The following is a 21904-nucleotide window of genomic DNA, read 5'->3' on the forward strand; positions in this document are numbered from 1 at the left end:
TGCGAACCGATGCCCTGTCCAAGGGCGGGGTTTAATGAGTATCTCTCGCTGATACGACGCTCACCTTATTGTGTCAGTGAGCCTGTTTTTAAATCTGGTTTTGATTATGCAGCGTTACGGTTTTATGGGTTGGTTGAGTGGTTTTACACCGGCGACATTAAATACGCGTCCCAAAGAATGGCTTCGAGCAAGTTTCGGAAGTTCTCTCGGGATGCTGATCAGTATGCTGGTCTGTCGCGAAGTCTTTGGCACTCCTGTGGCATTGCACCTGATGGGACCTGTGGCGGCGTCGGCGGTCATTTTGTTTGCGGTGTCGTCGGGGGCACTGGCGCAGCCCTGGCCGGTTATAGGTGGTTATTTGACCTCAACGGCTATGGCGCTGCTCATCAGCCATTATTTCGGTCATTCGCTGGAAGGCGCTGCCTTGGCCGTCGGGCTGTCCCTGGGTGCAATGTGTGTGTTGCGTTGCTTGCATCCGCCGGGGGCTGCGCTGGCCTTGTGTCTGGTGCTGGCAGATGCCGAGCTGACCGGAATGGGCCTGCATGTGTTTTACCCGGTCATGCTCAATGTGTTTTGCCTGCTCATTGCGGCGCTGCTCTACAACAACATCACCGGTGTGCGTTATCCGAAAGTGCATGCGACGGCTTCCAAAGAGGTGCATCACACTCACGATCCGGCCCCGGATGAACGAGTAGGCATCACGTCGGCGGACCTGGATCTGGCGCTGGCGGACCTGGGCGAGTTTGTCGATGTGACGCGTGAAGAGCTTGAAGAAATCGTGCGTGCCACTGAAAAACACGCGTTACGACGCAGCATGGGGGATATAACGGCTGCCCAGATCATGTCCCGTGATCTGCAGTGCGCGACCCCGGACACGTCGCTCGAACAGGCGCTGAAGATGCTGACCTCGCATCACCTCAAGACGCTGCCGGTTCTGGACGAGGAGCGGCACCTTGTCGGCATAGTCAGCCTGATTGATTTGCTTGGGCACCCGCTCAATACCAAACGATTCGGTGTGTTGGGTCGATTGGGCCTGAACCGCAGCGTTGTGCTGGAGCAAGTGATGAGCCGCCCGGTCACCTGCGTGCAGAGCGATGCGCATGTCGTCGAATTGATTCCGTTGTTATCGGGCCTGGGGCTGCACTGCCTGCCGGTGATGGAGAAGGGGGCGTTGGTCGGCATCGTGACTCAGACCGACCTGATTGCAGCGCTTCACCGGGACTTGATCATGCATCTTGGGTGAGAGATCCCGCCCCGTCTTCGACGCCGCGCTGTCGCGCAGCAAACACGGTCCCGCTTCTGCCCGGAGGGCGTAGGAGCTGACTTGTCTGCGAAGAACATACGGCGCGATCTGTCAGACCCACCGCGTTGAATGGCCTTCGCAGACAAGTCAGCTCCTACAGTCGATCGGTGCCTGACTTAAAATTTATATTTTATTTTTCAGCGGTTTACAGATTTTTTGAGGGGCTCCTAGATCATCGGATCCCACCGTTGCGACCAATCACTGTCGGTCTTGACGATGTCTCGCAACAATTCGAAAGCCGACTGCAGCACCGCTGAATCACGGTCCCGTGAGTAGACCAGGTACGTGGGGTAGGTGAATTCCGGCGCCCTGGGTACCCGCTCGAGTACTCCGCTGTCCAGATAGCTCTGGACCACTCGCGTGCGGAAATAACCGGCACCGCCATTTTCGAGAATGTATTGAAGCGCCAGTGGCCCCAGGTTGAAGCTGACTGCCGCTTTGGCCTGGTCGGGAAGCGCCGCGTCATGTTGCTTGCGAAAATCGTCGCCCCAGTCGACATACACGTAAGGTTCCGGGTTGGATTTCAGCCGGATCTGAATCAGCTTTTCTTCCAGCAATTGTTCGACTTGCAGGCCCGGCCAGTAGGTCGGCTGATAGACCAGCGCCGCATCCAGCACACCCATTTCAAGTTGCTGCAGTAACTGCTTGCCGTCGCCAATTTCTGCGCGCAAGGCGTGGGTCGGGATCATTTCGCGCATCAGTCGCACCCAGCTCAGCATCAGCGGGTTGCACAAACTGACCTCGCCACCGATATGCAGCACATTGCGGTAGCCCTCAGGCAGAGGCAGGTCTCGGCGAGCCGCCTCCCACGTCTGCACCAGTTGATTGGCGTAGACGACGAACGCTTCACCATCTGCGGTCAATCTGGCCCCGGCCCGGTTACGTATGAACAGCTTGCAGTTGAGGTGGCTCTCAAGCTTCTGCACGCGGGCCGTGATGGCCGTCTGCGTGACATGAAGTCGTTCGGCGGCAGCGATAAGGCTGCCGTAACGAGCGATTTCAACAAAGGTCCGGGCCAGGTCGATGTCCATGTGGGTTTCACTTCAAATCAGAAGTCTGGATTGTAGTGATATCAACTGCACGCCGGGAGCCTACTAATGACTGATTAACCAGAAGTTGCTGCGTACTCGGCACCGCTTGCGCTAGATTCGGCCTCTGTCACTCGCCAAACACTCGATTGCTACACAATCCTCACAAGCCCTTCAGGAGATCACTCATGCCTCATTCTTCAGCATCGAAAGTCGCGCTCGTGACCGGCGCCGGCAGTGGTATTGGCCGCGCGGTGGCGCAAGTTTTTTTGCAGGACGGTTACCGTGTGGTACTCGCTGGCCGCAGGCTGGAGCCATTGGTTGAACTCGCTGAAGAGGCGCGTGCTGCCGGGCAGCAGGCTTTGGCAGTGACCACCGATGTGCGTGATCCGGCCAGCGTCGATGCGCTGTTCGCGCAGATCGAACAGACCTATGGCCGTCTCGATGTGTTGTTCAACAACGCGGGTGTCGGTGCGCCGGCCGTGACGATGGATGAGCTGACGGTCGAGCAATGGAAGAACGTGATCGATACCAACCTGACGGGCGTGTTCCTCTGCACCCGGGCCGCCTTCGGCTTGATGAAAAGGCAGACACCCCAAGGCGGTCGCATCATCAATAACGGCTCGATTTCCGCGCACACGCCGCGTCCGTTCAGCTCGCCTTACACCGCCAGTAAACACGCGGTGCTGGGCCTGACCAAAAGCACCTCCCTCGATGGTCGCGCGTTCAATATCGTCTGCAGCCAGATCGATATCGGCAATGCCATGACCGAGCTGGCGGCACGAATGGCCAAAGGTGTGCCTCAAGCCAATGGGCAAATCGCCGCGGAACCGATGCTCGACGTCCAGCACGTGGCCGATGCAGTGCGCTACATGGCGGGTCTACCGCTGACCGCCAACGTCCTCAATATGACGGTGATGGCGAGCAATATGCCGTTCGTGGGACGGGGTTGAGGGGCGGGACGGGACATCGGCAGGCTTAATCAGCGACATGCGTTGTTCCGTCCAAAAGCTTCATCGTTCTGTCCAACCTGTCGCGGGCCGTTCTGCGCACACTGACGTCATGGCAGCCGCAGCTCGATCCCTTCAGGCTGGCGCTTCCCTTAAAGGAGAGAACCATGAGCGATTTCGTCATTGCACCTGTTACAGCGCCCTCGTTGGCCGTTCAAGGCACGTCGAGCCGTTTCCCCATTCGCCGGGTGTTTTGCGTTGGCAGGAATTACTCGGACCATGCCCGGGAAATGGGCCATGACCCTGATCGTGAACCGCCATTTTTCTTCATGAAACCGGCTGATGCGATTGTTCCTGCGCAAGGGAATATTGCCTACCCGGCGCTGACCGAAGATCTGCATCATGAGATCGAACTGGTGGTAGCGATTGGCAAGGACGGTATCGATATTGCACCTGAAGACGCCTTGAGCCATGTCTGGGGCTATGCGGCGGGCGCCGACCTGACCCGTCGTGATATTCAGGCCCAGGCCAAGAAGATGGGGCGGCCGTGGGATTGGGCCAAAGGATTCGACGAGTCCGGGCCAAGCACCCCGCTGGTGCCGGTCAGCACGGCAGGCCATCCGGAAAAAGGCGCGATCTGGCTGAAGGTCAACGGTGTCGAGCGGCAACGTGGGGATCTTAGCGACCAGATCTGGCCGGTCAAGGACGTGATCAGCTACATCTCGCAATCGGTAAAACTCAAGGCGGGCGACCTGATCTTTACTGGCACGCCGGCCGGTGTCGGGGCGCTGCAAGTGGGTGATGTGGTCAGCGGCGGTATCGACGGGATCAGCGAGTTCACGTTCACCGTCAGCGCTCGCTGAAGCAAACCGGCCGGGTGACTCGCCCCGCCAATAATTCGCTGGGCCTGACCGCCACGCTGAAATACCCTGTGGCGGTCAGTTCGAAGCGAAGTCAGGGGGCGTCAGCCATGCCAACATTGTCCCGTGTTCCCACTTACGGCATGCAGCAACGCAGCGACCGGACGGACTTCTACATCCGCGACAAGTCGGCTCGTCCGGCGCTGACGACGCCTCATCGACATGAATACTTCCAGATCCAGATCAATCTGGGCGGCGATACCGTGCAGCACATTGGCGGTGCCATTCGACCGTTCCCACGCAACACCCTGGCGTTCATCCTGCCGCATCGTTTGCACGTGATCCCTCATCCCGAGGACGGAAATTTTGTCCTGATCAACTTCTCCCAGGAATTTCTCCTGCAACATATGCCTTGTGATCCTATGGATCTTGAGGATGTTTCGCTGGCAGAAGCCCCGGAGCTGGCGCCGTTCCGCTTTCAGGAGTATCTCGATTTCATCCTTGAAGAGGCTGACTTCGCGGAGGTTGAAGCCCTGCTGCACAAGATGCGCGAACTGGACCAGACCCGCCAGTTGGGTACCAGCCTGATGCTCAGGGGCTATCTGCTGCAGTTGATCGGCAAGGTGTGCACGCTGTACGAAACCCGGCTGCTGGAGTTGTCTGCCAGCAAGGCGCAAAAGCGCGGACGGCGCGATGCGTTGGGGCGGGTATCCACTTATATTCGCGAACACATCGCCAACCCCGGCATGACCCTCAAAGATGCTGCCGCTGCGGCCTTTCTGTCGCCCAACTACCTGACGCACCTGCTGCGCAAGGAAACCGGCAGCACGTTTTCCGAGCTGGTACTGGAACGACGCATGCGCCTGGCGCGTACCCACCTGATCAACAGCACCAAGCCCGTCAGCCACATCGCTCAAGTGTGTGGCTTTGCCGATGAAGCCTACTTTTCCCGGCGCTTTCGCAAAGCCAACGGTATGCCGCCGGGGCAGTTTCGACGGCAGCATCTGGGGGGCATCTGACACACCGCGTCAGGCCATTCGCGAATGAATTCGCTCCCACAGTGTTGTGTGTTGCCTGGGCACATCGAATCTCCCACAGAAAATATGCAGTCCCCTGTGGGAGCGAATTTATTCGCGAAGGCGGCGAATTTGACACCGCGCATCAAGCTGATGGCAGGCGAGCGTTCAGGCACCGACATAACGCGCCAGCCCTTCGACCAAGGCCGCAAACGTGACGCGGTATCGGGGGCTGTCACGCAGGTCTTCATGCATGACAAGCCAGGTGTCGAGCCACAGGGAGATGTGTTCGGGGAACAGGCGCACCAGGTTTGCGTCGCGACTGGCAATGCCAACCTGACAGAATCCAAGGCCAAAACCTGCACGCAAAGCGGCAAGCCCGGCGAGATCGCTGTCGGTGCGCAGGGCAAGGCGCATCTGGTTTATCCACGGAACCTGTACCTTCATCGCGCGGATGAACGCGGTCTCTTTGTCGTAGCCAATTAGCGCGTGGTTATTCAGTTCGTCGATGCTGGCGGGAGGGTGCTGCCGATCCAGGTAGCTGCGATGCCCATAGAGGCCGAGTTCAACTTCACCAATCCGGCGGGCAACCAGCACGTCCTGACTCGGTGCCAGCATGCGCACGGCGATGTCGGCTTCACGCAGGAGCAGGTCTTGCATGCGGTTGGATGGCACCAGTTCAATGACCAGTTCCGGGTAGTCGGCATGCAGTTGCGCAAGAATGGAAGGGAGCACCTCGACGGCAATAATATCGCTGGCGGTAATTCGTACGGTGCCACGCACGTTCTCTCCCTCACTCGACGCGACCCGCAAAAGCGCGGCGCTGGTTGATTCCATGGCCTCGGCATAAGGACGCAGTGCGAGTGCAGTATGCGTGGGGCTTAACCCCTGCTGCGTACGAATGAACAGTGCGGCGCCGATACTTTCCTCGATCTTTTCTACATGACGGCCGACCGTAGGCTGCGTCATCCCCAGCACGCGTGCGGCACCTGACAGCGAACCCTCGCGCAGGACCTCCAGAAACGTTCGGTAAAACTCCCAACTCGGTTCGGATCTATTCATACAAAAATGTTTAGTTGATAGGTTATTTTCGATAATTTCATTTAACCACAGTCCGCGCAAACATGGTCGCCATCGAACCTGGTGAGGCCAACATGAATAAAGAACGCATTGCATTGGTGTTGGGCGCTACGGGCGGCATTGGTGGGGAGGTGGCACGGCAGTTGGCCGCCCAGGGCTGGTTGATACGTGCGCTTCACCGCAGCCCCACGGAAGTGAAGCATCCAAATACTCGGTTTGAATGGCGACGCGGAGACGCGATGGTTCGACAGGATGTCGTGACCGCAGCAGCAGGGGCGACCTTGATCGTGCACGCGGTCAACCCACCCGGCTACCGTAATTGGGGTGGTCTTGTTCTGCCAATGATCGACAATACCATTGCCGCCGCCCGAGCATCTGGTGCGCGGATCCTGTTACCCGGGACGGTCTACAACTACGGACCGGACGTTTTTCCCGTGTGCTCCGAAACCTCGCCCCAGCACCCCGTCACGCGCAAGGGTGCGATACGGGTTGAACTGGAACGACGTCTGCAAGAGGCAGCGTCGGAGGGCGTGCATAGCCTGGTTGTACGGGCCGGGGATTTTTTCGGGTCGAATCACCCTAACAGTTGGTTCGCAAGCGGCCTGGTCAAACCGGGAAAACCGCTGAGATCTATCCGCTACCCGGGCAAACCCGGAATAGGCCATCAATGGGCTTACCTGCCGGACGTAGCGCAGACCATGATCCGTCTGCTTGAACAGGAAGACCGGCTTGCGCCTTTCGCAACCTTTCATATGCGCGGTCACTGGGACGCTGATGGAACCAGGATGGTTGCAACGATCCTGCGTATGGTCGGCCACTCAGCAGTCGTTACCCGCCGCTTTCCCTGGTGGGTTTTGCCCTTCGTCGCGCCGTTTTTCGAGATGTTCCGAGAGCTGAAGGAAATGCGCTATTTGTGGCAGCAACCCCTGCGCATGGACAACGCCCAACTGGTCAGCGTACTCGGCCACGAACCGCATACGCCGTGGGATGAGGCAGTTAGAGCGACGTTGATATCCATGGGTTGTGTGTAGCTGACTGAAACAAGCAGGCCTGTCGCATTGCAGCCGTTCGGGAAGATCATCGTCACCTTGTAAATAGAATGCGCAGACGGCACCCTCTCGGGATTCATCCAAGCCACGCAGCAAGTCCGAACCGAGAGCAGTGTTATGAAAACCAACGTATTCCAGGGATGGTATGTCGTGTTCGCGGCCCATCTGTTGCTGGCGCTGATCTTTGGCGCCGCTTACTCCTTCGGGGCGTTCTTCTCGCAGATCCAGGCCAGTTTTGGTGTGGGAAGTTTCTCCGTTGCCTCTGTGTTTTCCCTGACGGCTTTCATCTACTACGTGGTCGGCGTCTTTTCAGGCTCGCTGGCGGATCGTATCTCGACACGCTTGGTGGTGAGCGCGGGCGTGGTGCTGCTGGCCCTCGGCTTTTTCGTCAGCAGCCTGGCGTCCGCGTCGTTGCAGTTGTTTATCGTGTCGTTCTGTGTGCTGGTCGGGCTTGGCGTCGGTCTGGTGTATGTGCCAACGGTGACGACCGTGCAGCGCTGGTTCGTCAAGCATCGCAGCAAGGCCTCGGGTCTGGCGCTGGCGGGAACCGGCGTCGGGACGTTCATCGGACCGATGGCGGCGGGGCTGTTGATGCAGCATTTTTCCTGGGAAGCGACGATGCGCATCTTCGCTGCAGTGATCGTGGTTCTCGGCGTGCTGGCGGCGAGGCTGGTCAGGAGTACTCCTCAGGAAGTCGGGCTGCTGCCAGATGGAGACCTGCCATCCAGCACCGGCACCCTTGGACGTGTTACGACATTGCCCGGCATGCGGCTGGCCGATGCCGTCAGGTCGGGACGCTTCTGGTGGTATTTCGGGGCAATCTTCTTCGGCTCGGTCGGCCTGTTCCTTGCGCTGGTGCACATCAATCCCTATGCCCGGCAACTGGGTATTTCAGCCAACGAGTCCAACCTGCTGATCGGCCTCATCGGCGTAGGCAATGTCGGCGGGCGGCTGTTTCTCGGCAGCCTTGGCGACCGAATGGGCGCACGCCGCCTGCTCATCTGCCTGACCTTCGCGCTGATGCTCCTGAATGGCTTCTGGCTCAGCGCCCATGGCTTCTATTCACTCGCTGTGTTCGCCATCTTCTTCGGTGTGGCAAACGGTGGCTGCATCTCCCTCTACCCAGCGGTCGCCGCCAGTTGGTTCGGCATGGCGAATCTCGGTGCAATCCTTGGCGCGTTGTACATCTCGGTCGGGATTGCCGCCTTGGTGGGCGGGAGCCTGGGAGGATTGCTGTTCGATCTGTACCAGAGCTATGCCGCCTCCATCCTGCTCAGCGCGACCTGCGCACTGTTGTCGGTGGTGTTAATTTTGATCGCGGGGCGGCAGGGGCGCATTGCGTCGATAGCCGCCCCGATATGAGTCACTTCAGGAGGGATTCCATGGGACACGAAAAGACCGTTCGGATTGCATTGGTCGGGGATTACAACGCGGAAGTCACCGCGCATCAGGCCATCCCTTTGGCGTTGAGGCTGGCGGCTGAGGCTGAGCAACAGGCGATCAGTTTTGAGTGGCTGCCCACGCCGCAAGCCCACAACATCGCGACCCTCGCCGGTTTCGATGGCGTTTGGTGCGTGCCGGCCAGCCCTTATCAAGACACGGATGGCGCGCTGAATGCCATCCGTTATGCCCGTGAACAGGGCGTTCCTTTTCTGGGCACCTGCGGCGGGTTCCAGCACGCCGTGATCGAGTACGCGCGTCACCAATTGGGCTGGCGGGATGCCGAGCACGCCGAAACCTCGCCCGAGGCGGAGCGTGCAGTGATCACGGCATTGAGCTGTGCGTTGGTGGAAGCGGAGGATTCGATCGAGTTGGTCCCCGGCTCGCGGATCGCCCAGGCTTACGGCGCACTCAATACCACGCAGACTTACCGTTGCCGTTATGGTTTGAACGAAGCCTTCTCCGAGGCGCTGCTGTCAGGGCCGCTGAGAGTGTCGGGGCGTGATCAGGCTGGGGACGTGCGGGTGATAGAGCTGGATGGGCATCCGTTTTTCGTTGCAACCTTGTTCCAGCCGGAAAGGGCCGCGCTGACGGGTGTTACTCCGCCGTTGGTGGCGGCGTTTGTCAGGGCGGTGGGTCAGGTACGCGGCGTCAATTGATTCGCAGGCAAGCCTGCTCCCATCAAACAACCTATAGGCCGTTGAAAAATAAAGGGTATATTTTATGGAATTTTCAGCCTGACGCTAATTCCTTGTAGGAGCTGACTTGTCTGCGATCCAGTGCGAAGCGCTGGCAAAAATAGTGAATTCACCACCGCTGGAAGGTCCTTCGGCCCTTATCGCAGACAAGTCAGCTCCTACGCCCGAGACCGTGTTTGCTGCGCGACAGCGCGGCGTCGAAGACGGGGCGGGCCCTCCCACAGGATTTAGTTCGCCTCAGGATTTGTGCGAATTGAGTCCTGAGATCGGGAGAGGCCCCATTGCCAGAAGGCCGAGCGCAGGCGTTGCGCAGGGGGGAACGAGGCAGGACGCAATTCGCTCTGACCCCACAGGTTTGGGCATGACTTGAATCCTGCGAGCAGGCTTGCCTGCGAACGGCGGTGTCACGCCACCAGCCTGCGCTCGACACAACGCTCGATCTTGATGCAGATCGCCCCATGCAGTCGTTCGAACACGCCAAGCCGGTGATGCAGAGTTAACGCTCCAGCACTGGAGCGATGGGGGCAGATGCCCGGGCGGCGGCCCTGGCCCTGCCGGTTTGCACGACATACACACCGCCGAGAATGGCGGCGATGGCCAATAGGTCGATCAGATGCACCGGTTCGTTGGCCATGAACACCCCGATCAGCAGCGCCACGACCGGCGGAATGTAGGTCACCGAAGCCGCCGCCAGAGCGCCCAGACGGTGCACGATGAAGTAATAAAGAATGTAAGCGAGGCCGGTACCCGCCAGGCCTAGCCCGATGGCGACGCCGAGAAAGGCGCGTCGATCCTCCATGATACGGCCCACGCCCTGCAAATCCGTGACCGCCGCGATCAGCACCAGCGCCAGGCCGATCTGATAGGTCGACAACGCGACCGGTGAAATCCCTAGTTTGGAGATAAAGCGTTTGGCATACACGAACGAACAGCCGACGCTCAGTGAACCGAGCACCATGTACAGCACGCCTTCGAGGGAAATGCCGCCCGCGCCGGTGGCCCACGGACGAGCGATCAACAGCACACCGATAAACCCCAGCGCCACGCCCGTGGCGACACGGCGGGTCAGCGGCTCTTCACGCAGGAACAGGAAGGCACAGGCGAAGGTAAACAGCGGGATCGCGCCACTCAGCATGCCGGCCACGCTCGACAGCAGCATCGACGTGCCTTTGGCGAAAGCGAAGTAGTAAATGTCGGTCGCCAGCAGCGCCATCACCAGGAAGTGATGGGCGTGGCGCAAATGGCTCCAGCGCAGAGCGCGGGTGACCAGGGCGAAGACCAGGATCGGCAGGAAACCGAAAAAGATTCGCAGCAGGACGATCTGCGCCGGAGTGATCAAGGCCACGGCCCATTTCATGTAAATGAAGTTGGTACCCCAGATAACCCCGAGTAAGGCGAATGCCACATAGGCGATGTTTTTCATGAGGGCAGCCTTTGAAGTGAGCGGCGGAGAAACCGATTGTGCTCGGCGCACGGGTCGGCTACAAATCATCATCTGTGCTCTATGGAATAGAAAAACTCCATCATGAAAAGTGCGCCGCCCCTTAAATCGCTGGTCTATTTTGAAGCGGCCATGCGACTGAACAGTTTTGCTCTGGCTGCCGCCGAGCTGTGCGTTACCCCCGGTGCGGTCGGCCAGCAGATTCGCAGTCTCGAGCAGTGGCTGGGTGTGGCGTTGTTCACCCGCCGAATCCGACAGGTGCAACCCACCGAGGACGGCCTGGCGTACTGGGCGCGGATTCAGCCGGCGCTGGCGCAGATCAATGACGCCAGTCAGGCCCTGCGCGAGCGTCAAAGCAGCAGTGTCTGGCTGACCATGCCTCCCGGTCTGGCCGCCAAATGGTTCGCCCGACGCATGTCCGGCTTTCTCCAGCAGCATCCCTCGATTGCCCTGCACCTCAGTTCCTCGACAGTGCTGGTGGACTTCGCCAGCGAGCGGGTCGATCTGGCGATTCGACACTTCGATGGGCGCGCCCCGGAGCTGGAGACGCACTTGCTGTATCAGGATGAGGCGCGGCTATATTGCAGCCCGAGTTATGCACAGCGCCTGGGGTTGAAACATCCGGATGATTTACGTCTGGCGACCTTGTTGCACAGTACTTTGCACCCGAATTGGGGCGAGTGGCTGGAGCGCTTTAGCGGGATACCGAAAGGGGAAGTGGCGACGCTGGGGGGGATTCATTTCGATCAATCGCTGATGGCGATCGAGGCCGCGCGGCACGATCAAGGCGTGGTGTTGACCAGTGCGGTACTGACGGAAGAGGAGGTGGCAAGCGGTGTCTTGATCGAACCCTTCAGCCAGCGATTGCCGCTGGTGAAGGGTTTTTATCTGGTTCAGCCCAGGTTGTCGATGACGCGCCCGGCGGTGCAGGCGCTCAAGGACTGGCTGATCAACGAGGCGGCGAAATCACCACCCTGAAGCTTACCCCCTGAAGCTTACCGTCATGGCATGACCGGCGGGATATACGCCAGCGTCGTGCCCAACAGCCACAGCATGAACAACACCAACGGCAGGTGGATCAGGAACTGTACGAACGAGAAACCGATCAGGTCACGCGCCTTCAGGCCCAGAACACCCAGCAGTGGCAGCATGTAGAACGGGTTGATCAGGTTCGGCAACGCTTCTGCCGCGTTGTAGATCTGCACTGCCCAGCCCAGGTGGTATTTCAGGTCATTGGCGACCTGCATCACGTAAGGCGCTTCGATGATCCACTTGCCACCACCCGATGGAATGAAGAAGCCCAGCACCGCCGAATACACGCCCATCAAAAGCGCGTAAGTATCGTGCGAAGCAATCTGGGTGAAGAACGTCGAGATGTGATGCGCCAGGGTCTGCGCATCGCTGCCTTTGACCGTGGTCATCAGTGCCGCGATCGAACCGTAAAGCGGGAACTGGATCAGTACGCCGGTGGTGGTCGGCACCGCGCGAGTCACGGCATCCAGAAAGCTGCGCGGGCGCCAGTGCAGCAGCGCACCTGCCATGATGAACAAGAAGTTATAGGTGTTCAGACCGGAAATGGCGGTGATCGCCGGTTTGGTCGAGAATTCATGGAACAGCCAGCCCGCAGCCAGCAACACCAGCAGGATGATCAGGAGCGGACTGTACTCAAGCCACTCGCCAGGACGTGAGCGCTTGGGTATGACCGGGATGCTGAAGCTTGGGTCGACACCGCAGGCCGCTGCATCGCGCGCGCTGGCCGGACCCGGTGCGGTGGCGTAGGCGATGACTAGCGAAACCACGATCAGCATCGCCAGGATGACGCCGGACTGCCACATGAAAATAGTTTGGGTGAAAGGGATGATGCCGGTGATCGCCAGGATCGACGGTGGCAGGCTGCCAGGGTTGGCTTGCAGTTGCGCGGCCGAGGATGAAATCCCCAGCGCCCATACCGCGCCCAACCCCAGATAAGCCGCAGCACCGGCGGCACGGTAATCCATGCGCAGATCGGTGCGACGCGCCAGTGCGCGAACCAGCAGGCCGCCAAACACCAGCGACAGGCCCCAGTTCAGCAAGGAAGCCACCATGGAAATCAGTGCGACCCAGGCCACCGCCGAGCGGCCGTTTTTCGGGATGCGTGCCAGGCGGTCGATCAAGCGAACGGCGGGTGGTGAGCTGGCCACCACGTAGCCGCCAATCACCACGAAGGCCATCTGCATGGTGAACGGGATCAGGCTCCAGAAACCATCGCCGAATGCGTTGGCAGCCTCAGTCGGCTTGGCGCCCATGGCCATGGTTGCAACGGCCACGATAACCACCGCCAATACGGCGAACACCCAGGAGTCGGGGAACCAGCGTTCAGCCCAATTGGCACAACGCAGGGCAAAGCGGGCATAGCGGCTGTCTTCGATATCGGCGGCCATGAGTCCTACCTTTTTGAATTTATTATTGAGGGGCTAAGGGTGTAGCCCATTCTTGTTTGACGCAAAAAGCGCTGGAGCTATAAAACAACAAGCCCCTTCAACGGCTGAAGAGGCAGGATGGCACAACGTGATGGCATCGTTTGGTTACATCTTGAGTATTTCGCTGTCTGGGCTGACGCCTTCGCGAATAAATTCGCTCCCACAGGGGATGCGTGGTCCTCCGTGGGAGCGAATTTATTCGCGAAAGCAATCGGCCAGACGCTGCATCACTATCAGAAGCTCATTTCCACAACATCATTCGGCACGATCAATTTGCCGGCGGTCTTGGCGATGATTTCCTCGACACTGACCCCCGGCGCGCGTTCGCGCAGGATGAAAGCGCCGTCGGCGATTTCCAGGTAGGCCAGGTCGGTCAACACCTTGCGAATACAACCGGCACCGGTCAGCGGCAGGCTGCAACGCGCCAGCAATTTGGATTCGCCGTCTTTGGAGGCGTGGGTCATGGTGACGATGATGTTGTCGGCACCGGCCACCAGGTCCATCGCGCCGCCCATGCCTTTGACCAGCTTGCCGGGGATCATCCAGGAGGCGATGTTGCCGTCGACGTCGACTTCGAAAGCGCCCAGCACGGTGAGGTCGACATGACCGCCACGGATCATGGCGAAGGATTCGGCCGAGGAGAAAATCGACGCACCTTTGCGGGCGGTCACGGTTTGTTTGCCGGCGTTGATCATGTCGGCATCGATGGTTTCTTCGGTCGGAAACTCACCCATGCCGAGCAGGCCGTTTTCCGATTGCAGCATCACGTCGATATCGGTGGGCACGTAGTTGGCGACCAGGGTCGGAATGCCGATGCCCAGGTTCACGTAAAAGCCGTCTTTCAATTCACGGGCGACGCGCTGTGCCATTTGTTCGCGGGAAAGTGCCATGGTCAGGTTCTCTTGTTGTTTTGTACGAGAGTCTTCGATACGAAAGTGTTCTGTACGAGACGGCGCATGAGTGCGGCCAAAGAACCGCCTCAGGCCTTCTTGACGGTGCGCTGTTCGATGCGTTTCTCGAAGGTGCCCAAAATCACTCGGTCGACATAAATGCCGGGGGTGTGAATCTCGCTTGGCAACAGTTCGCCCGGTTCGACGATTTCCTCGACTTCGACCACGGTGATCTTGCCGGCAGTGGCGACGATCGGATTGAAGTTCTGCGCGGTGTGGCGGTACACCACATTGCCGAAGTGGTCGGCTTTCCAGCCTTTGACGATGGCGAAATCACCGGTGATCGCTTCTTCAAGGATCACATTGCGCCCATTGAATTGGCGGGTTTCCTTGCCTTCAGCCACGGGGGTGCCGTAACCGGTGGCGGTGTAGAACGCAGGGATGCCGGCACCGCCTGCGCGCATTTTTTCAGCCAGGGTGCCTTGCGGGGTTAGTTCGACTTCCAGTTCGCCGTTGAGCAACTGGCGTTCGAACAGGGCGTTCTCGCCGACATAAGAGGCGACCATTTTGCGGATCTGGCGTTCTTCGAGCAGCACACCGAGGCCGAAACCGTCGACGCCGCAGTTGTTGGAAACCACGGTGAGACCTTTGACGCCACGGCGTTTGATTTCCGCAATCAGGTTTTCCGGGATGCCACACAGACCGAAACCGCCGGACAGCACGGTCATGTTATCGGTGAGCCCATCGAGAGCTTCTTTGTACGTTGCCACTCGTTTGTCGAGTCCAGCCATGATGATCCGCCTTTTGTAGTTGTTGTCCGACAAATAGGCTGTCGGAGTGCGTTCAGAGCATCTTCTCTTGCCTTCAATGATTTGTTAATTTTGTTTTTCTGATGGATTGATAAAGAAACCAAATATATGAACGTCAAGCAGCTCCGGGCTTTTCTCGCGGTGGCGCAATGCCTGAGCTTCGCCCAGGCCGGGGAGCGTCTGCATTTGTCGCAACCGGCGTTGAGCCTGACCATCAAAGGCCTGGAAGACGATCTGGGTGGGCAACTGCTCAGCCGTACGACGCGCAGTGTCAGCCTCACGCCTGAGGGCGAGACCTTGTTGCCCCTGGCGCGGCAGTTGCTCGCCGATTGGGATAACACCGAAGAACTGCTGCGCCAGCGCTTCACCTTGCAACTGGGCAAAGTGTCGATTGCGGCGATGCCCTCGTTCGCCGGTAATTTGTTGCCGGGGGCGCTCAAGGTGTTTCGTGATCGTTATCCGCGGGTCAATGTCGCGGTGCATGACGTGATCAACGAAGAGGTGCTGGAGCTGGTGCGCCATCGGCGAGTGGAGTTGGGTATCGGCTTTGAGCCTGAGTCGAGCAGTTCGCTGGTATTTACCCCGTTCTACATGGACCGCTTCGTGGCCGTGGTGCCGAAAGACTCGCCATTGGCCGAGCACGGGGAGGTGACCTGGAGCGAACTGTTGCAGCAAGATTTCATTGCCTTGCAACGTCCCTCGGCCGTGCGCTTGTTGCTCGAACAAGACCTGCACACGCAACACGGCAAACTGTCAGTCGCTTTTGAGAGCCATCAGTTGTCGACCATCGGCCGCATGGTTGCCAATGGCCTGGGGGTCAGCGCCGTACCGTCCTTGTGCATTCAGCAGATGCGCGAGCTGGGCGCGCATTGCATAGCTCTGGTCGAGCCTCGCATTGAACGGCGCATCGGTCTGATGATGTTGGCGGATCACAAGCTCTCGGCGGCGGCCCAGGCATTGCGCGATGTGTTGATCGAGTGCGCGCAGGAGCAGGTGTTGGAGAGGGCATAAGGAAGTCGATAACGACTATCGAGCGCGGTGATTATTGCTGAGAGACGACGACGGGTAGCCTGAGCGCATTGCCGAAACGAACTCTGTGGAAACGCTCATGAACCGCCTGCTCACTCTCGCCCTGTTGATCACCGCTGCCGTTCTCTCGGGATGTGCCAGCCATGCTCCGGAATTACGTCCCTACACCGCTGAAGAGACCCATGAGCTGGCGCTTGAAGACTTGAACCGTCGTGGTTTGTCGTTCGACGAATACCAGGTCAAGAAAGCCCAATTGCTCAGCACACCACAGGTTGCTCATGAGTTCGATAACCGTGGAGAGATGAACGCGGTTCACAGTGTCGCTCGCCCTGATCGTCAGGGTTGATTGCACAGGCACAATCAGCTGCAACACCGTCACTGCTCACAACTGTACCGCCTGAAGTTTCACCCAACTGTCCATGGGTTTTCAGCAACGCCCACGATAGGGTAGGTCCTTGACTGTTTCTACTCGTGGACCGACTCATGGCACTGACTACTGATCTATTGCTGGCCTTCGCTTTGTTTGCGTTTGTCACGTCCGTTACGCCCGGGCCTAACAACACCATGTTGTTGGCGTCGGGAGTGAACTTCGGTTTCAACCGTTCTATCCCCCATATTCTCGGCATCAGCTGTGGCTTTTTCGTCCTGGTGCTGGCGGTCGGTCTTGGCTTGGGCGCGGTGTTCCAGGCGTATCCGCTGCTGTACACGGTGCTGCGTTATGCAGGCGCCGGGTATCTGCTGTACCTGGCCTGGAAAATCGCTACGTCGGGGCCGGTTGCGGATGAGCTCGACAGCCAGGCGCGCCCGCTGGGCTATTGGGGCGCCGCTGCTTTTCAGTGGGTCAATCCCAAGGCCTGGGTGATGGCAGTGGGGGCGATCAGCACGTATACCCCCTTGCAGGGCTATTTCAGCAATGTGTGGATCATCGCGGCCGTGTTCGCCTTGATCAATGCCCCAACCGTGAGCGTCTGGGCCGGTTTCGGCAGCCTGCTGCGCACGGTCTTGCGTGAGCCGCGTTGGTTGCGTCTATTCAACGGCTTTATGGCGCTGTTGTTGGTGCTGTCTTTATATCCTCTGTTGTTCGAGCACTGATCCCGGCAGCGGATGATCACAACGCCAATTTCAAATGCCCGGCGACCAGTGTGTGCCGGGCCTGAACCCGTCGTTGCAGACCATGATGAAAATGCTCGAGTCCTTCATGCAGGCGCTCGGTGAGGATTTCGTCGAGTTCGCCACCCCAGTCGTTATCGCTGTAGCTGATCTGGGTATCGATGGCGAAGATGCCGTGCAGCACTTCCTGGCATTTGAGCGCCGAGAGCACCGGTTTCAGCGCGTAGTCCACGGCCAACATATGGGCAATGCTGCCACCGGTGGCCAGTGGCAGTACTACCTTGCCGTGCAACGAGCGTTCGGGCAGTAGATCGAGCAGGGTTTTCAGTGCGCCGGAAAACGACGCTTTGTACACCGGCGTGCCGATCAACAGGCCGTCGGCCTGCCTGACCGCCTCGATAAAATCGATCACTTGTGGGCTGTCGAAGCGCGCGTAAAGCAGGTCTTCGGCGGCAAAGTCGCGAATCTTGAGGGCCTTGACGTTCACGCCGTGGGTTTGCAGCCAACTGCGTGCGTGTTCCAGGACCACGCCGGAGCGGGATTTCAGGGTCGGGCTGCCTGAGAGAGAAACTACCAACATGCTGTATTTCCTTGGGTCAATGTCACCCGCCATGCAGATGGCTTCGGTCTATTCAACGGTGTACCCAAGAACAAAGCAGCAAGCATGCCAGCGTCAAATATCTATTTAACTATCTGAAATTAAACAGCTTTATCTAAATACCCGTTTTCTGTGGATGCCCCTTGGGCTGCACGATCGGCACGCAAATGCTGATTCACTGTTGCTGTGGCAACAGTTGCCGTGACCAAATCGCAGGCAAAAAAATCCCCGCGTTTGGCAACAGCGGGGATGGTTGTGTCGCGGTTTAATTTTTGAACGCAGCGCCGGTAGCAACCACACTGGCCGATGGCAGCAAATTGCTGATGTAACGGTTCCAGCGGGTGATATTGGCCGGGCCGACGAACACCACATCCTGGGCCTCGAGTTCGAACTGACGGGCCAGTACGAAGGCGGTGGGTTTTTCCGCATTGAGGTGGTAGACCGTCGCTGCCTGGCCGTTGATGCCAGCAGCGCGGATCACGTACACCGCATTGCCGTCGGCAGAGTCCGGGCTGAGGCCACCGGAATTACCCAGGGCTTCCATCAGCGTCAGGCTGGACGTACCAAAAGAGATCACCTGCGGATGCACAACTTCGCCAATTACATAGATCTTGTTCGGTGAGTTGCTGTTCAAGTGCAGGTAGTCGCCGTCCTTGAGGTAGATCTTGCTCAGTTGCGAGTCTTTGCGGTTGAGCGCGTCGACATCGAGCGTGTATTCCTGACCGTCACGCCTGAGGGTCAACCCCGCGAGGTTGGCGTCGTTCAGATCCAGTCCGGCTGTGCTGATGGCTTGCACCAGGCTCAGCGGAACGTTGGTGATCGGTTGCGAGCCAGGGGTCTTGAAGGCGCCCGCCAACAAAATGCGTTGGCTGTTGTAGTGCAACACTTTGATGTCGACCTTGACCTCGGTGTATTGCGGCAGCAGGCCCATCCTTAGTTGTTCACGTAGCTGTGCAACGGTCTTTCCCGCAGCCTGGAGCTTGCCGATGTAGGGGAAGAAAACCGTGCCGTCGCTCAGTACTTCCCGGCTGTTGGCATCAATTTGAGTCTGAGAGCCTGGGGCGGTCAGTTCCGGGTGTTCGAAGACGGTCACCAATAAGTCGTCACCTGGGCCGATCAAGTATTCGGGGGTGCGATAGTTCAACAGTTCAGGCGGTAGCGGCTTGGCCTGGTGTCCGATATTCAGTTGCTGCACGGTTTTAGGCGTGATGTGGACGAGTTTGACTTTAGGCGCGTCAGGCGCGTTGTCTTCTACTTCGCCTGGAGTCATATGCTGCCCGGGAGCAAATGCGCAGCCTTGCAAAACCAGGCCGGAAAGCAGCACAACAGCTAAGGTTCGCTTCATATATATATTCCTTCCAAAGGTGCAAGGCGCACCACAGTGATTTCATTGCATCCCTTACCAACACCGATACAACGTTATTTCGATCGTCCACGTCCTGGCGCACCTCCTCAACGAGCCTGGTCGTGCAAAGGATAGATGACTTACTTAAAAAGCGTTTTTATTGAAAAAGCCTTTAAAGAGGGTCAGCAGGATGATTTTTATGTCCAGCCAGACCGACCAGTGCTCGATGTATTCCAGATCGAACTCGACGCGTTTCTGCATCTTGTCCAGCGTGTCGGTTTCGCCACGCCAGCCATTGATCTGCGCCCAGCCAGTGATCCCGGGTTTGACCTTGTGCCGCAGCATGTAACCGGTGACTTGCTTTCGGTATTGCTCGTTGTGCGCCACCGCATGAGGGCGCGGGCCGACAATCGACATGTCGCCGCGCAACACGTTGAAAAATTGCGGCAGCTCGTCCAGTGAGGTGCGGCGCAGGAAGGCGCCTAGCGGCGTGACCCGCGCATCGTTGCGGGTCGCCTGACGGATGATGTCGCCGTTTTCCTGCACGCTCATGCTGCGGAATTTCCAGACCATGATTGGCCGCCCGTCCATACCATAACGACGTTGACGGAACAGCACAGGGCCGGGCGACGTGGACTTGATAGCGCCGGCAATCAGCAGCATTGGCAACGCGATCATCAGCAGAATCAGACTGGACAGCACGATGTCTTCCAGGCGTTTGACCAGACTCCAGACGCCGTCCATGGGTGAGTCGAAGAGACTGATACTGGTCAAGCCGTTGATGCTTTCACTGCGTGCACGCAGCAGCTCGAACATGAACACGTCGGGAATCAGGTACACCGAGGCGGTGGTATCGCTCAAGCCTTTAACCAGCTTGTTCAGATGGGTTTGAGCATTGGGCGCCAGAGTGACGTAAATCTTGTCGATGCGGCCTTCACGGGCATCGCGGACCAACTGGTCCAGATTGCCCAGCACCGGCACGCATTGGCCAATAGCCCAAAGGTCCATCTGCTTGGGGTGTTCATCATAGAAACCGAGCAGATTCATGCCCATCCAGGGGGCGCTGGCAATCGACATGGCCAAGCGTTCGCCACACTGTCCGGTGCCGACGATGGCCACGCGGCGGGTGTTGAAGCCGCGCCGCCGCAGACCTTGCAGCAGGCTGCGGATCAACAGGCGATAACCACACAGCACCACCAGCACTAACGCGAACCAGGTCATCTGGCCGTTGCCGGGCAGACTGGCATGGTTCAACAACAGGTAATCCACCGACAGCAGGATGACGAAGGTCAACGCCCAATAGCTGCAGATCTGGATCAGCTCACGCAGGATGCGTTCGCCGCGCCAGGAGCCATACAGTTGGTGATACTCACTGAGCCAGTGAAAGACCAACACCGACAGCATGGTCAGGATCCACGACTCGGCGGCCATGGGCGTGCCGTCGAGCCGGTTCAACCAATACCCGCACAGAGCGATGACGCTCAGATCAAGCAAGCGATGGGCAACGGATAACAGCGAGTGATGAGCGTGCAGCATGCCGCGAAGTGGAGTGCTCATGGCCTGATCTCGTTCAGACGGATTTTATCGGAACTACGCGTGCGCTGTGGTCGGCGACGGCCACCGGCTGAGTGAGTACCGGTGTCGGCACAGACAGGGGGTGGCGTGAGCTGCGCGAGGCGCTCAAGCGTGCATCGACGAAACTTTTGATTTCCCGCTCGAAACGCTCGCTGGAAAAACGTTCGGCGTTGGCGCGGCAGGCCAGGGCACTGATCCGTGGTCTGGTGATTTCGAACTCACCGATGGCAGCCATGAGCGCCGACGTCGTCTGCTCGTAATAGAACACGCCAGTCGGTACGGGGTGGTCCTGGCCGCAGATGGTTTCCAGCACGCCGCCCTTGCCGTAGGCAATCACTGGGGTACCACAGGCCTGGGCTTCGACCGGGCTGATGCCGAAGTCTTCCTCGGCGGCAAAGACAAAGGCCTTGGCATTGCGCATGTGTTCCAGTAGTACGCCGAACGGTTGATAGCCCAGCAACGTCACGTTCGGCGCATGGATGGCGCGCGCCTTGTCCATTTCCGGCCCATCGCCGATCACGAACAGGCGTTTGTCCGGCATTGCCGCGAAGGCTTCGATGATCATCGGCATGCGTTTGTAAGGAACCATGCGCGAGGCGGTCAGGTAGTACTCCTGTTTGGTTTCTTGCAGGGTGAAGCCCTGGGTATCCACCGGTGGGTAGATCACCGTCGATTCGCGGCGATAGGCTTTGGAAATGCGCCCGCCAATGAAATACGAGTTGGAGATAAAGTCATCGACTCCGGCGGCGGTGCGCTGATCCCACATGCGGATGTAATGCAGGACCATCCGCGCCAGCTTGCTTTTGAAGCCCTTGCTCATCCCGGCTTCGAGCAGGTACTGGTGCTGCAAATCCCAGGCGTAGCGGATCGGTGAGTGCACGTAGCTGATGTGCAACTGATCGGGACCGCTGAGCACGCCTTTGGCCACGGCATGGCTGCTGGAAATGATCAGGTCATACCCAGACAGATCCAGTTGCTCGATGGCGAGCGGCATCAGAGGCAAATATTTCTGGTAATGGGTTTTGGCCTTGGGCAGGTTTTGGATAAATGTGGTCTGCGCCTTTTTGCCACCCAAATGAGCGCGGTCCTGGTCGCTGAAAAAGTCGATCACTGAGAACAGATCAGCCTCAGGCCAGATTTTAATCAGTGCGGCGAGTACGCGTTCGGCGCCGGCATAGGTCACCAGCCAGTCATGGACGATAGCGATTTTCATGGGACTCTCTT

21 protein-coding genes are annotated in these 21904 nt (G+C 58.6%); 11 read left to right on the forward strand and 10 right to left on the reverse strand.

Features of this window, described 5'->3' with window-relative positions:
• Positions 1 to 106: 106 nt before the first annotated feature.
• Complete coding sequence (locus AC1MEE_RS03935) at positions 107 to 1243, forward strand: HPP family protein (protein WP_480413950.1); 1137 nt, start codon at positions 107 to 109, stop codon at positions 1241 to 1243.
• 227 nt (positions 1244 to 1470) lie between these two features.
• On the opposite strand, the gene AC1MEE_RS03940 is transcribed toward AC1MEE_RS03935, so the two are convergent.
• On the reverse strand, positions 1471 to 2334 hold the full coding sequence (locus AC1MEE_RS03940) for a LysR family transcriptional regulator (protein WP_480413951.1): 864 nt from the start codon (positions 2332 to 2334) through the stop codon (positions 1471 to 1473).
• Between the two features lie 185 nt (positions 2335 to 2519).
• On the opposite strand from AC1MEE_RS03940, the gene AC1MEE_RS03945 reads away from it, so the two are divergent.
• The 3 genes from AC1MEE_RS03945 to AC1MEE_RS03955 all read left to right on the forward strand — a co-directional run bounded on the left by AC1MEE_RS03945 (position 2520) and on the right by AC1MEE_RS03955 (position 5160).
• Complete coding sequence (locus AC1MEE_RS03945) at positions 2520 to 3284, forward strand: SDR family oxidoreductase (RefSeq protein WP_480413952.1); 765 nt, start codon at positions 2520 to 2522, stop codon at positions 3282 to 3284.
• Positions 3285 to 3448: 164 nt separating this feature from the next.
• Positions 3449 to 4144, forward strand: a complete 696-nt coding sequence (locus tag AC1MEE_RS03950) for a fumarylacetoacetate hydrolase family protein (protein WP_480413954.1) — start codon at positions 3449 to 3451, stop codon at positions 4142 to 4144.
• A gap of 107 nt (positions 4145 to 4251) precedes the next feature.
• On the forward strand, positions 4252 to 5160 hold the full coding sequence (locus AC1MEE_RS03955) for a helix-turn-helix transcriptional regulator (RefSeq protein ID WP_480413955.1): 909 nt from the start codon (positions 4252 to 4254) through the stop codon (positions 5158 to 5160).
• 165 nt (positions 5161 to 5325) lie between these two features.
• On the opposite strand, the gene AC1MEE_RS03960 is transcribed toward AC1MEE_RS03955, so the two are convergent.
• Complete coding sequence (locus AC1MEE_RS03960) at positions 5326 to 6219, reverse strand: LysR family transcriptional regulator (RefSeq protein WP_480413956.1); 894 nt, start codon at positions 6217 to 6219, stop codon at positions 5326 to 5328.
• A gap of 92 nt (positions 6220 to 6311) precedes the next feature.
• Between AC1MEE_RS03960 and AC1MEE_RS03965 the strand changes: the two genes are divergently transcribed.
• The 3 genes from AC1MEE_RS03965 (at position 6312) to AC1MEE_RS03975 (ending at position 9385) form a co-directional block, all read left to right on the forward strand.
• Positions 6312 to 7268 (forward strand): NAD(P)H-binding protein, encoded by a 957-nt coding sequence (locus AC1MEE_RS03965; protein ID WP_480413957.1) that lies wholly within the window; start codon positions 6312 to 6314, stop codon positions 7266 to 7268.
• Positions 7269 to 7403: 135 nt separating this feature from the next.
• On the forward strand, positions 7404 to 8648 hold the full coding sequence (locus AC1MEE_RS03970; protein WP_480413958.1) for an MFS transporter: 1245 nt from the start codon (positions 7404 to 7406) through the stop codon (positions 8646 to 8648).
• Positions 8649 to 8668: 20 nt separating this feature from the next.
• Complete coding sequence (locus tag AC1MEE_RS03975) at positions 8669 to 9385, forward strand: CTP synthase C-terminal region-related (seleno)protein (RefSeq protein ID WP_480413959.1); 717 nt, start codon at positions 8669 to 8671, stop codon at positions 9383 to 9385.
• Between the two features lie 535 nt (positions 9386 to 9920).
• Here AC1MEE_RS03975 and AC1MEE_RS03980 read toward each other — a convergent pair.
• The gene (locus AC1MEE_RS03980; RefSeq protein WP_480413960.1) at positions 9921 to 10847 is read right to left on the reverse strand and encodes a DMT family transporter; all 927 of its coding nucleotides are present in this window, start codon (positions 10845 to 10847) and stop codon (positions 9921 to 9923) included.
• A gap of 102 nt (positions 10848 to 10949) precedes the next feature.
• Between AC1MEE_RS03980 and AC1MEE_RS03985 the strand changes: the two genes are divergently transcribed.
• Positions 10950 to 11843, forward strand: a complete 894-nt coding sequence (locus AC1MEE_RS03985; protein WP_480413961.1) for a LysR substrate-binding domain-containing protein — start codon at positions 10950 to 10952, stop codon at positions 11841 to 11843.
• A 23-nt stretch (positions 11844 to 11866) separates the two neighbouring features.
• Here the strand turns inward: AC1MEE_RS03985 and AC1MEE_RS03990 are convergent, their stop codons facing one another.
• From AC1MEE_RS03990 to AC1MEE_RS04000, 3 genes are all read right to left on the reverse strand, one after another.
• Positions 11867 to 13285 carry a short-chain fatty acid transporter gene (locus AC1MEE_RS03990; RefSeq protein ID WP_480413962.1) on the reverse strand — a complete coding sequence of 473 codons (1419 nt, stop codon included), beginning with the start codon at positions 13283 to 13285 and terminating at the stop codon, positions 11867 to 11869.
• Positions 13286 to 13557: 272 nt separating this feature from the next.
• Positions 13558 to 14214 (reverse strand): CoA transferase subunit B, encoded by a 657-nt coding sequence (locus AC1MEE_RS03995; RefSeq protein ID WP_480413963.1) that lies wholly within the window; start codon positions 14212 to 14214, stop codon positions 13558 to 13560.
• Positions 14215 to 14303: 89 nt separating this feature from the next.
• Positions 14304 to 15005, reverse strand: a complete 702-nt coding sequence (locus tag AC1MEE_RS04000) for a CoA transferase subunit A (protein WP_480413964.1) — start codon at positions 15003 to 15005, stop codon at positions 14304 to 14306.
• 126 nt (positions 15006 to 15131) lie between these two features.
• Between AC1MEE_RS04000 and AC1MEE_RS04005 the strand changes: the two genes are divergently transcribed.
• From AC1MEE_RS04005 to AC1MEE_RS04015, 3 genes are all read left to right on the forward strand, one after another.
• Positions 15132 to 16034, forward strand: coding sequence for a LysR family transcriptional regulator (locus tag AC1MEE_RS04005; protein ID WP_480413965.1), 903 nt, complete (start codon positions 15132 to 15134; stop codon positions 16032 to 16034).
• Between the two features lie 97 nt (positions 16035 to 16131).
• Positions 16132 to 16398 carry a hypothetical protein gene (locus tag AC1MEE_RS04010; protein ID WP_480413966.1) on the forward strand — a complete coding sequence of 89 codons (267 nt, stop codon included), beginning with the start codon at positions 16132 to 16134 and terminating at the stop codon, positions 16396 to 16398.
• Between the two features lie 137 nt (positions 16399 to 16535).
• Positions 16536 to 17144 (forward strand): LysE family translocator, encoded by a 609-nt coding sequence (locus tag AC1MEE_RS04015; RefSeq protein ID WP_480413967.1) that lies wholly within the window; start codon positions 16536 to 16538, stop codon positions 17142 to 17144.
• Positions 17145 to 17160: 16 nt separating this feature from the next.
• Here the strand turns inward: AC1MEE_RS04015 and ssuE are convergent, their stop codons facing one another.
• From ssuE to AC1MEE_RS04035, 4 genes are all read right to left on the reverse strand, one after another.
• A complete protein-coding gene (ssuE, locus tag AC1MEE_RS04020) occupies positions 17161 to 17742 on the reverse strand; it encodes an NADPH-dependent FMN reductase (protein ID WP_480413968.1) in 582 nt (193 codons plus the stop codon).
• Positions 17743 to 18025: 283 nt separating this feature from the next.
• Positions 18026 to 19105, reverse strand: coding sequence for a polysaccharide biosynthesis/export family protein (locus AC1MEE_RS04025; RefSeq protein WP_480413969.1), 1080 nt, complete (start codon positions 19103 to 19105; stop codon positions 18026 to 18028).
• Positions 19106 to 19249: 144 nt separating this feature from the next.
• Positions 19250 to 20662 (reverse strand): undecaprenyl-phosphate glucose phosphotransferase, encoded by a 1413-nt coding sequence (locus AC1MEE_RS04030; RefSeq protein ID WP_480413970.1) that lies wholly within the window; start codon positions 20660 to 20662, stop codon positions 19250 to 19252.
• 13 nt (positions 20663 to 20675) lie between these two features.
• Complete coding sequence (locus AC1MEE_RS04035) at positions 20676 to 21893, reverse strand: glycosyltransferase family 4 protein (RefSeq protein ID WP_480413971.1); 1218 nt, start codon at positions 21891 to 21893, stop codon at positions 20676 to 20678.
• Positions 21894 to 21904 lie beyond the last annotated feature (11 nt).

The sequence above is a fragment of the Pseudomonas sp. ASL3 genome (assembly GCF_056680425.1).

Bases quoted from the DNA above. Each gene is read 5' to 3' on its own strand.
- AC1MEE_RS03935 (WP_480413950.1), top strand. From the start codon at position 107: ATGCAGCGTTACGGTTTTATGGGTTGGTTGAGTGGTTTTACACCGGCG.
- AC1MEE_RS03940 (WP_480413951.1), bottom strand. From the start codon at position 2,334: ATGGACATCGACCTGGCCCGGACCTTTGTTGAAATCGCTCGTTACGGC.
- AC1MEE_RS03945 (WP_480413952.1), top strand. From the start codon at position 2,520: ATGCCTCATTCTTCAGCATCGAAAGTCGCGCTCGTGACCGGCGCCGGC.
- AC1MEE_RS03950 (WP_480413954.1), top strand. From the start codon at position 3,449: ATGAGCGATTTCGTCATTGCACCTGTTACAGCGCCCTCGTTGGCCGTT.
- AC1MEE_RS03955 (WP_480413955.1), top strand. From the start codon at position 4,252: ATGCCAACATTGTCCCGTGTTCCCACTTACGGCATGCAGCAACGCAGC.
- AC1MEE_RS03960 (WP_480413956.1), bottom strand. From the start codon at position 6,219: ATGAATAGATCCGAACCGAGTTGGGAGTTTTACCGAACGTTTCTGGAG.
- AC1MEE_RS03965 (WP_480413957.1), top strand. From the start codon at position 6,312: ATGAATAAAGAACGCATTGCATTGGTGTTGGGCGCTACGGGCGGCATT.
- AC1MEE_RS03970 (WP_480413958.1), top strand. From the start codon at position 7,404: ATGAAAACCAACGTATTCCAGGGATGGTATGTCGTGTTCGCGGCCCAT.
- AC1MEE_RS03975 (WP_480413959.1), top strand. From the start codon at position 8,669: ATGGGACACGAAAAGACCGTTCGGATTGCATTGGTCGGGGATTACAAC.
- AC1MEE_RS03980 (WP_480413960.1), bottom strand. From the start codon at position 10,847: ATGAAAAACATCGCCTATGTGGCATTCGCCTTACTCGGGGTTATCTGG.
- AC1MEE_RS03985 (WP_480413961.1), top strand. From the start codon at position 10,950: ATGAAAAGTGCGCCGCCCCTTAAATCGCTGGTCTATTTTGAAGCGGCC.
- AC1MEE_RS03990 (WP_480413962.1), bottom strand. From the start codon at position 13,285: ATGGCCGCCGATATCGAAGACAGCCGCTATGCCCGCTTTGCCCTGCGT.
- AC1MEE_RS03995 (WP_480413963.1), bottom strand. From the start codon at position 14,214: ATGGCACTTTCCCGCGAACAAATGGCACAGCGCGTCGCCCGTGAATTG.
- AC1MEE_RS04000 (WP_480413964.1), bottom strand. From the start codon at position 15,005: ATGGCTGGACTCGACAAACGAGTGGCAACGTACAAAGAAGCTCTCGAT.
- AC1MEE_RS04005 (WP_480413965.1), top strand. From the start codon at position 15,132: ATGAACGTCAAGCAGCTCCGGGCTTTTCTCGCGGTGGCGCAATGCCTG.
- AC1MEE_RS04010 (WP_480413966.1), top strand. From the start codon at position 16,132: ATGAACCGCCTGCTCACTCTCGCCCTGTTGATCACCGCTGCCGTTCTC.
- AC1MEE_RS04015 (WP_480413967.1), top strand. From the start codon at position 16,536: ATGGCACTGACTACTGATCTATTGCTGGCCTTCGCTTTGTTTGCGTTT.
- ssuE (WP_480413968.1), bottom strand. From the start codon at position 17,742: ATGTTGGTAGTTTCTCTCTCAGGCAGCCCGACCCTGAAATCCCGCTCC.
- AC1MEE_RS04025 (WP_480413969.1), bottom strand. From the start codon at position 19,105: ATGAAGCGAACCTTAGCTGTTGTGCTGCTTTCCGGCCTGGTTTTGCAA.
- AC1MEE_RS04030 (WP_480413970.1), bottom strand. From the start codon at position 20,662: ATGAGCACTCCACTTCGCGGCATGCTGCACGCTCATCACTCGCTGTTA.
- AC1MEE_RS04035 (WP_480413971.1), bottom strand. From the start codon at position 21,893: ATGAAAATCGCTATCGTCCATGACTGGCTGGTGACCTATGCCGGCGCC.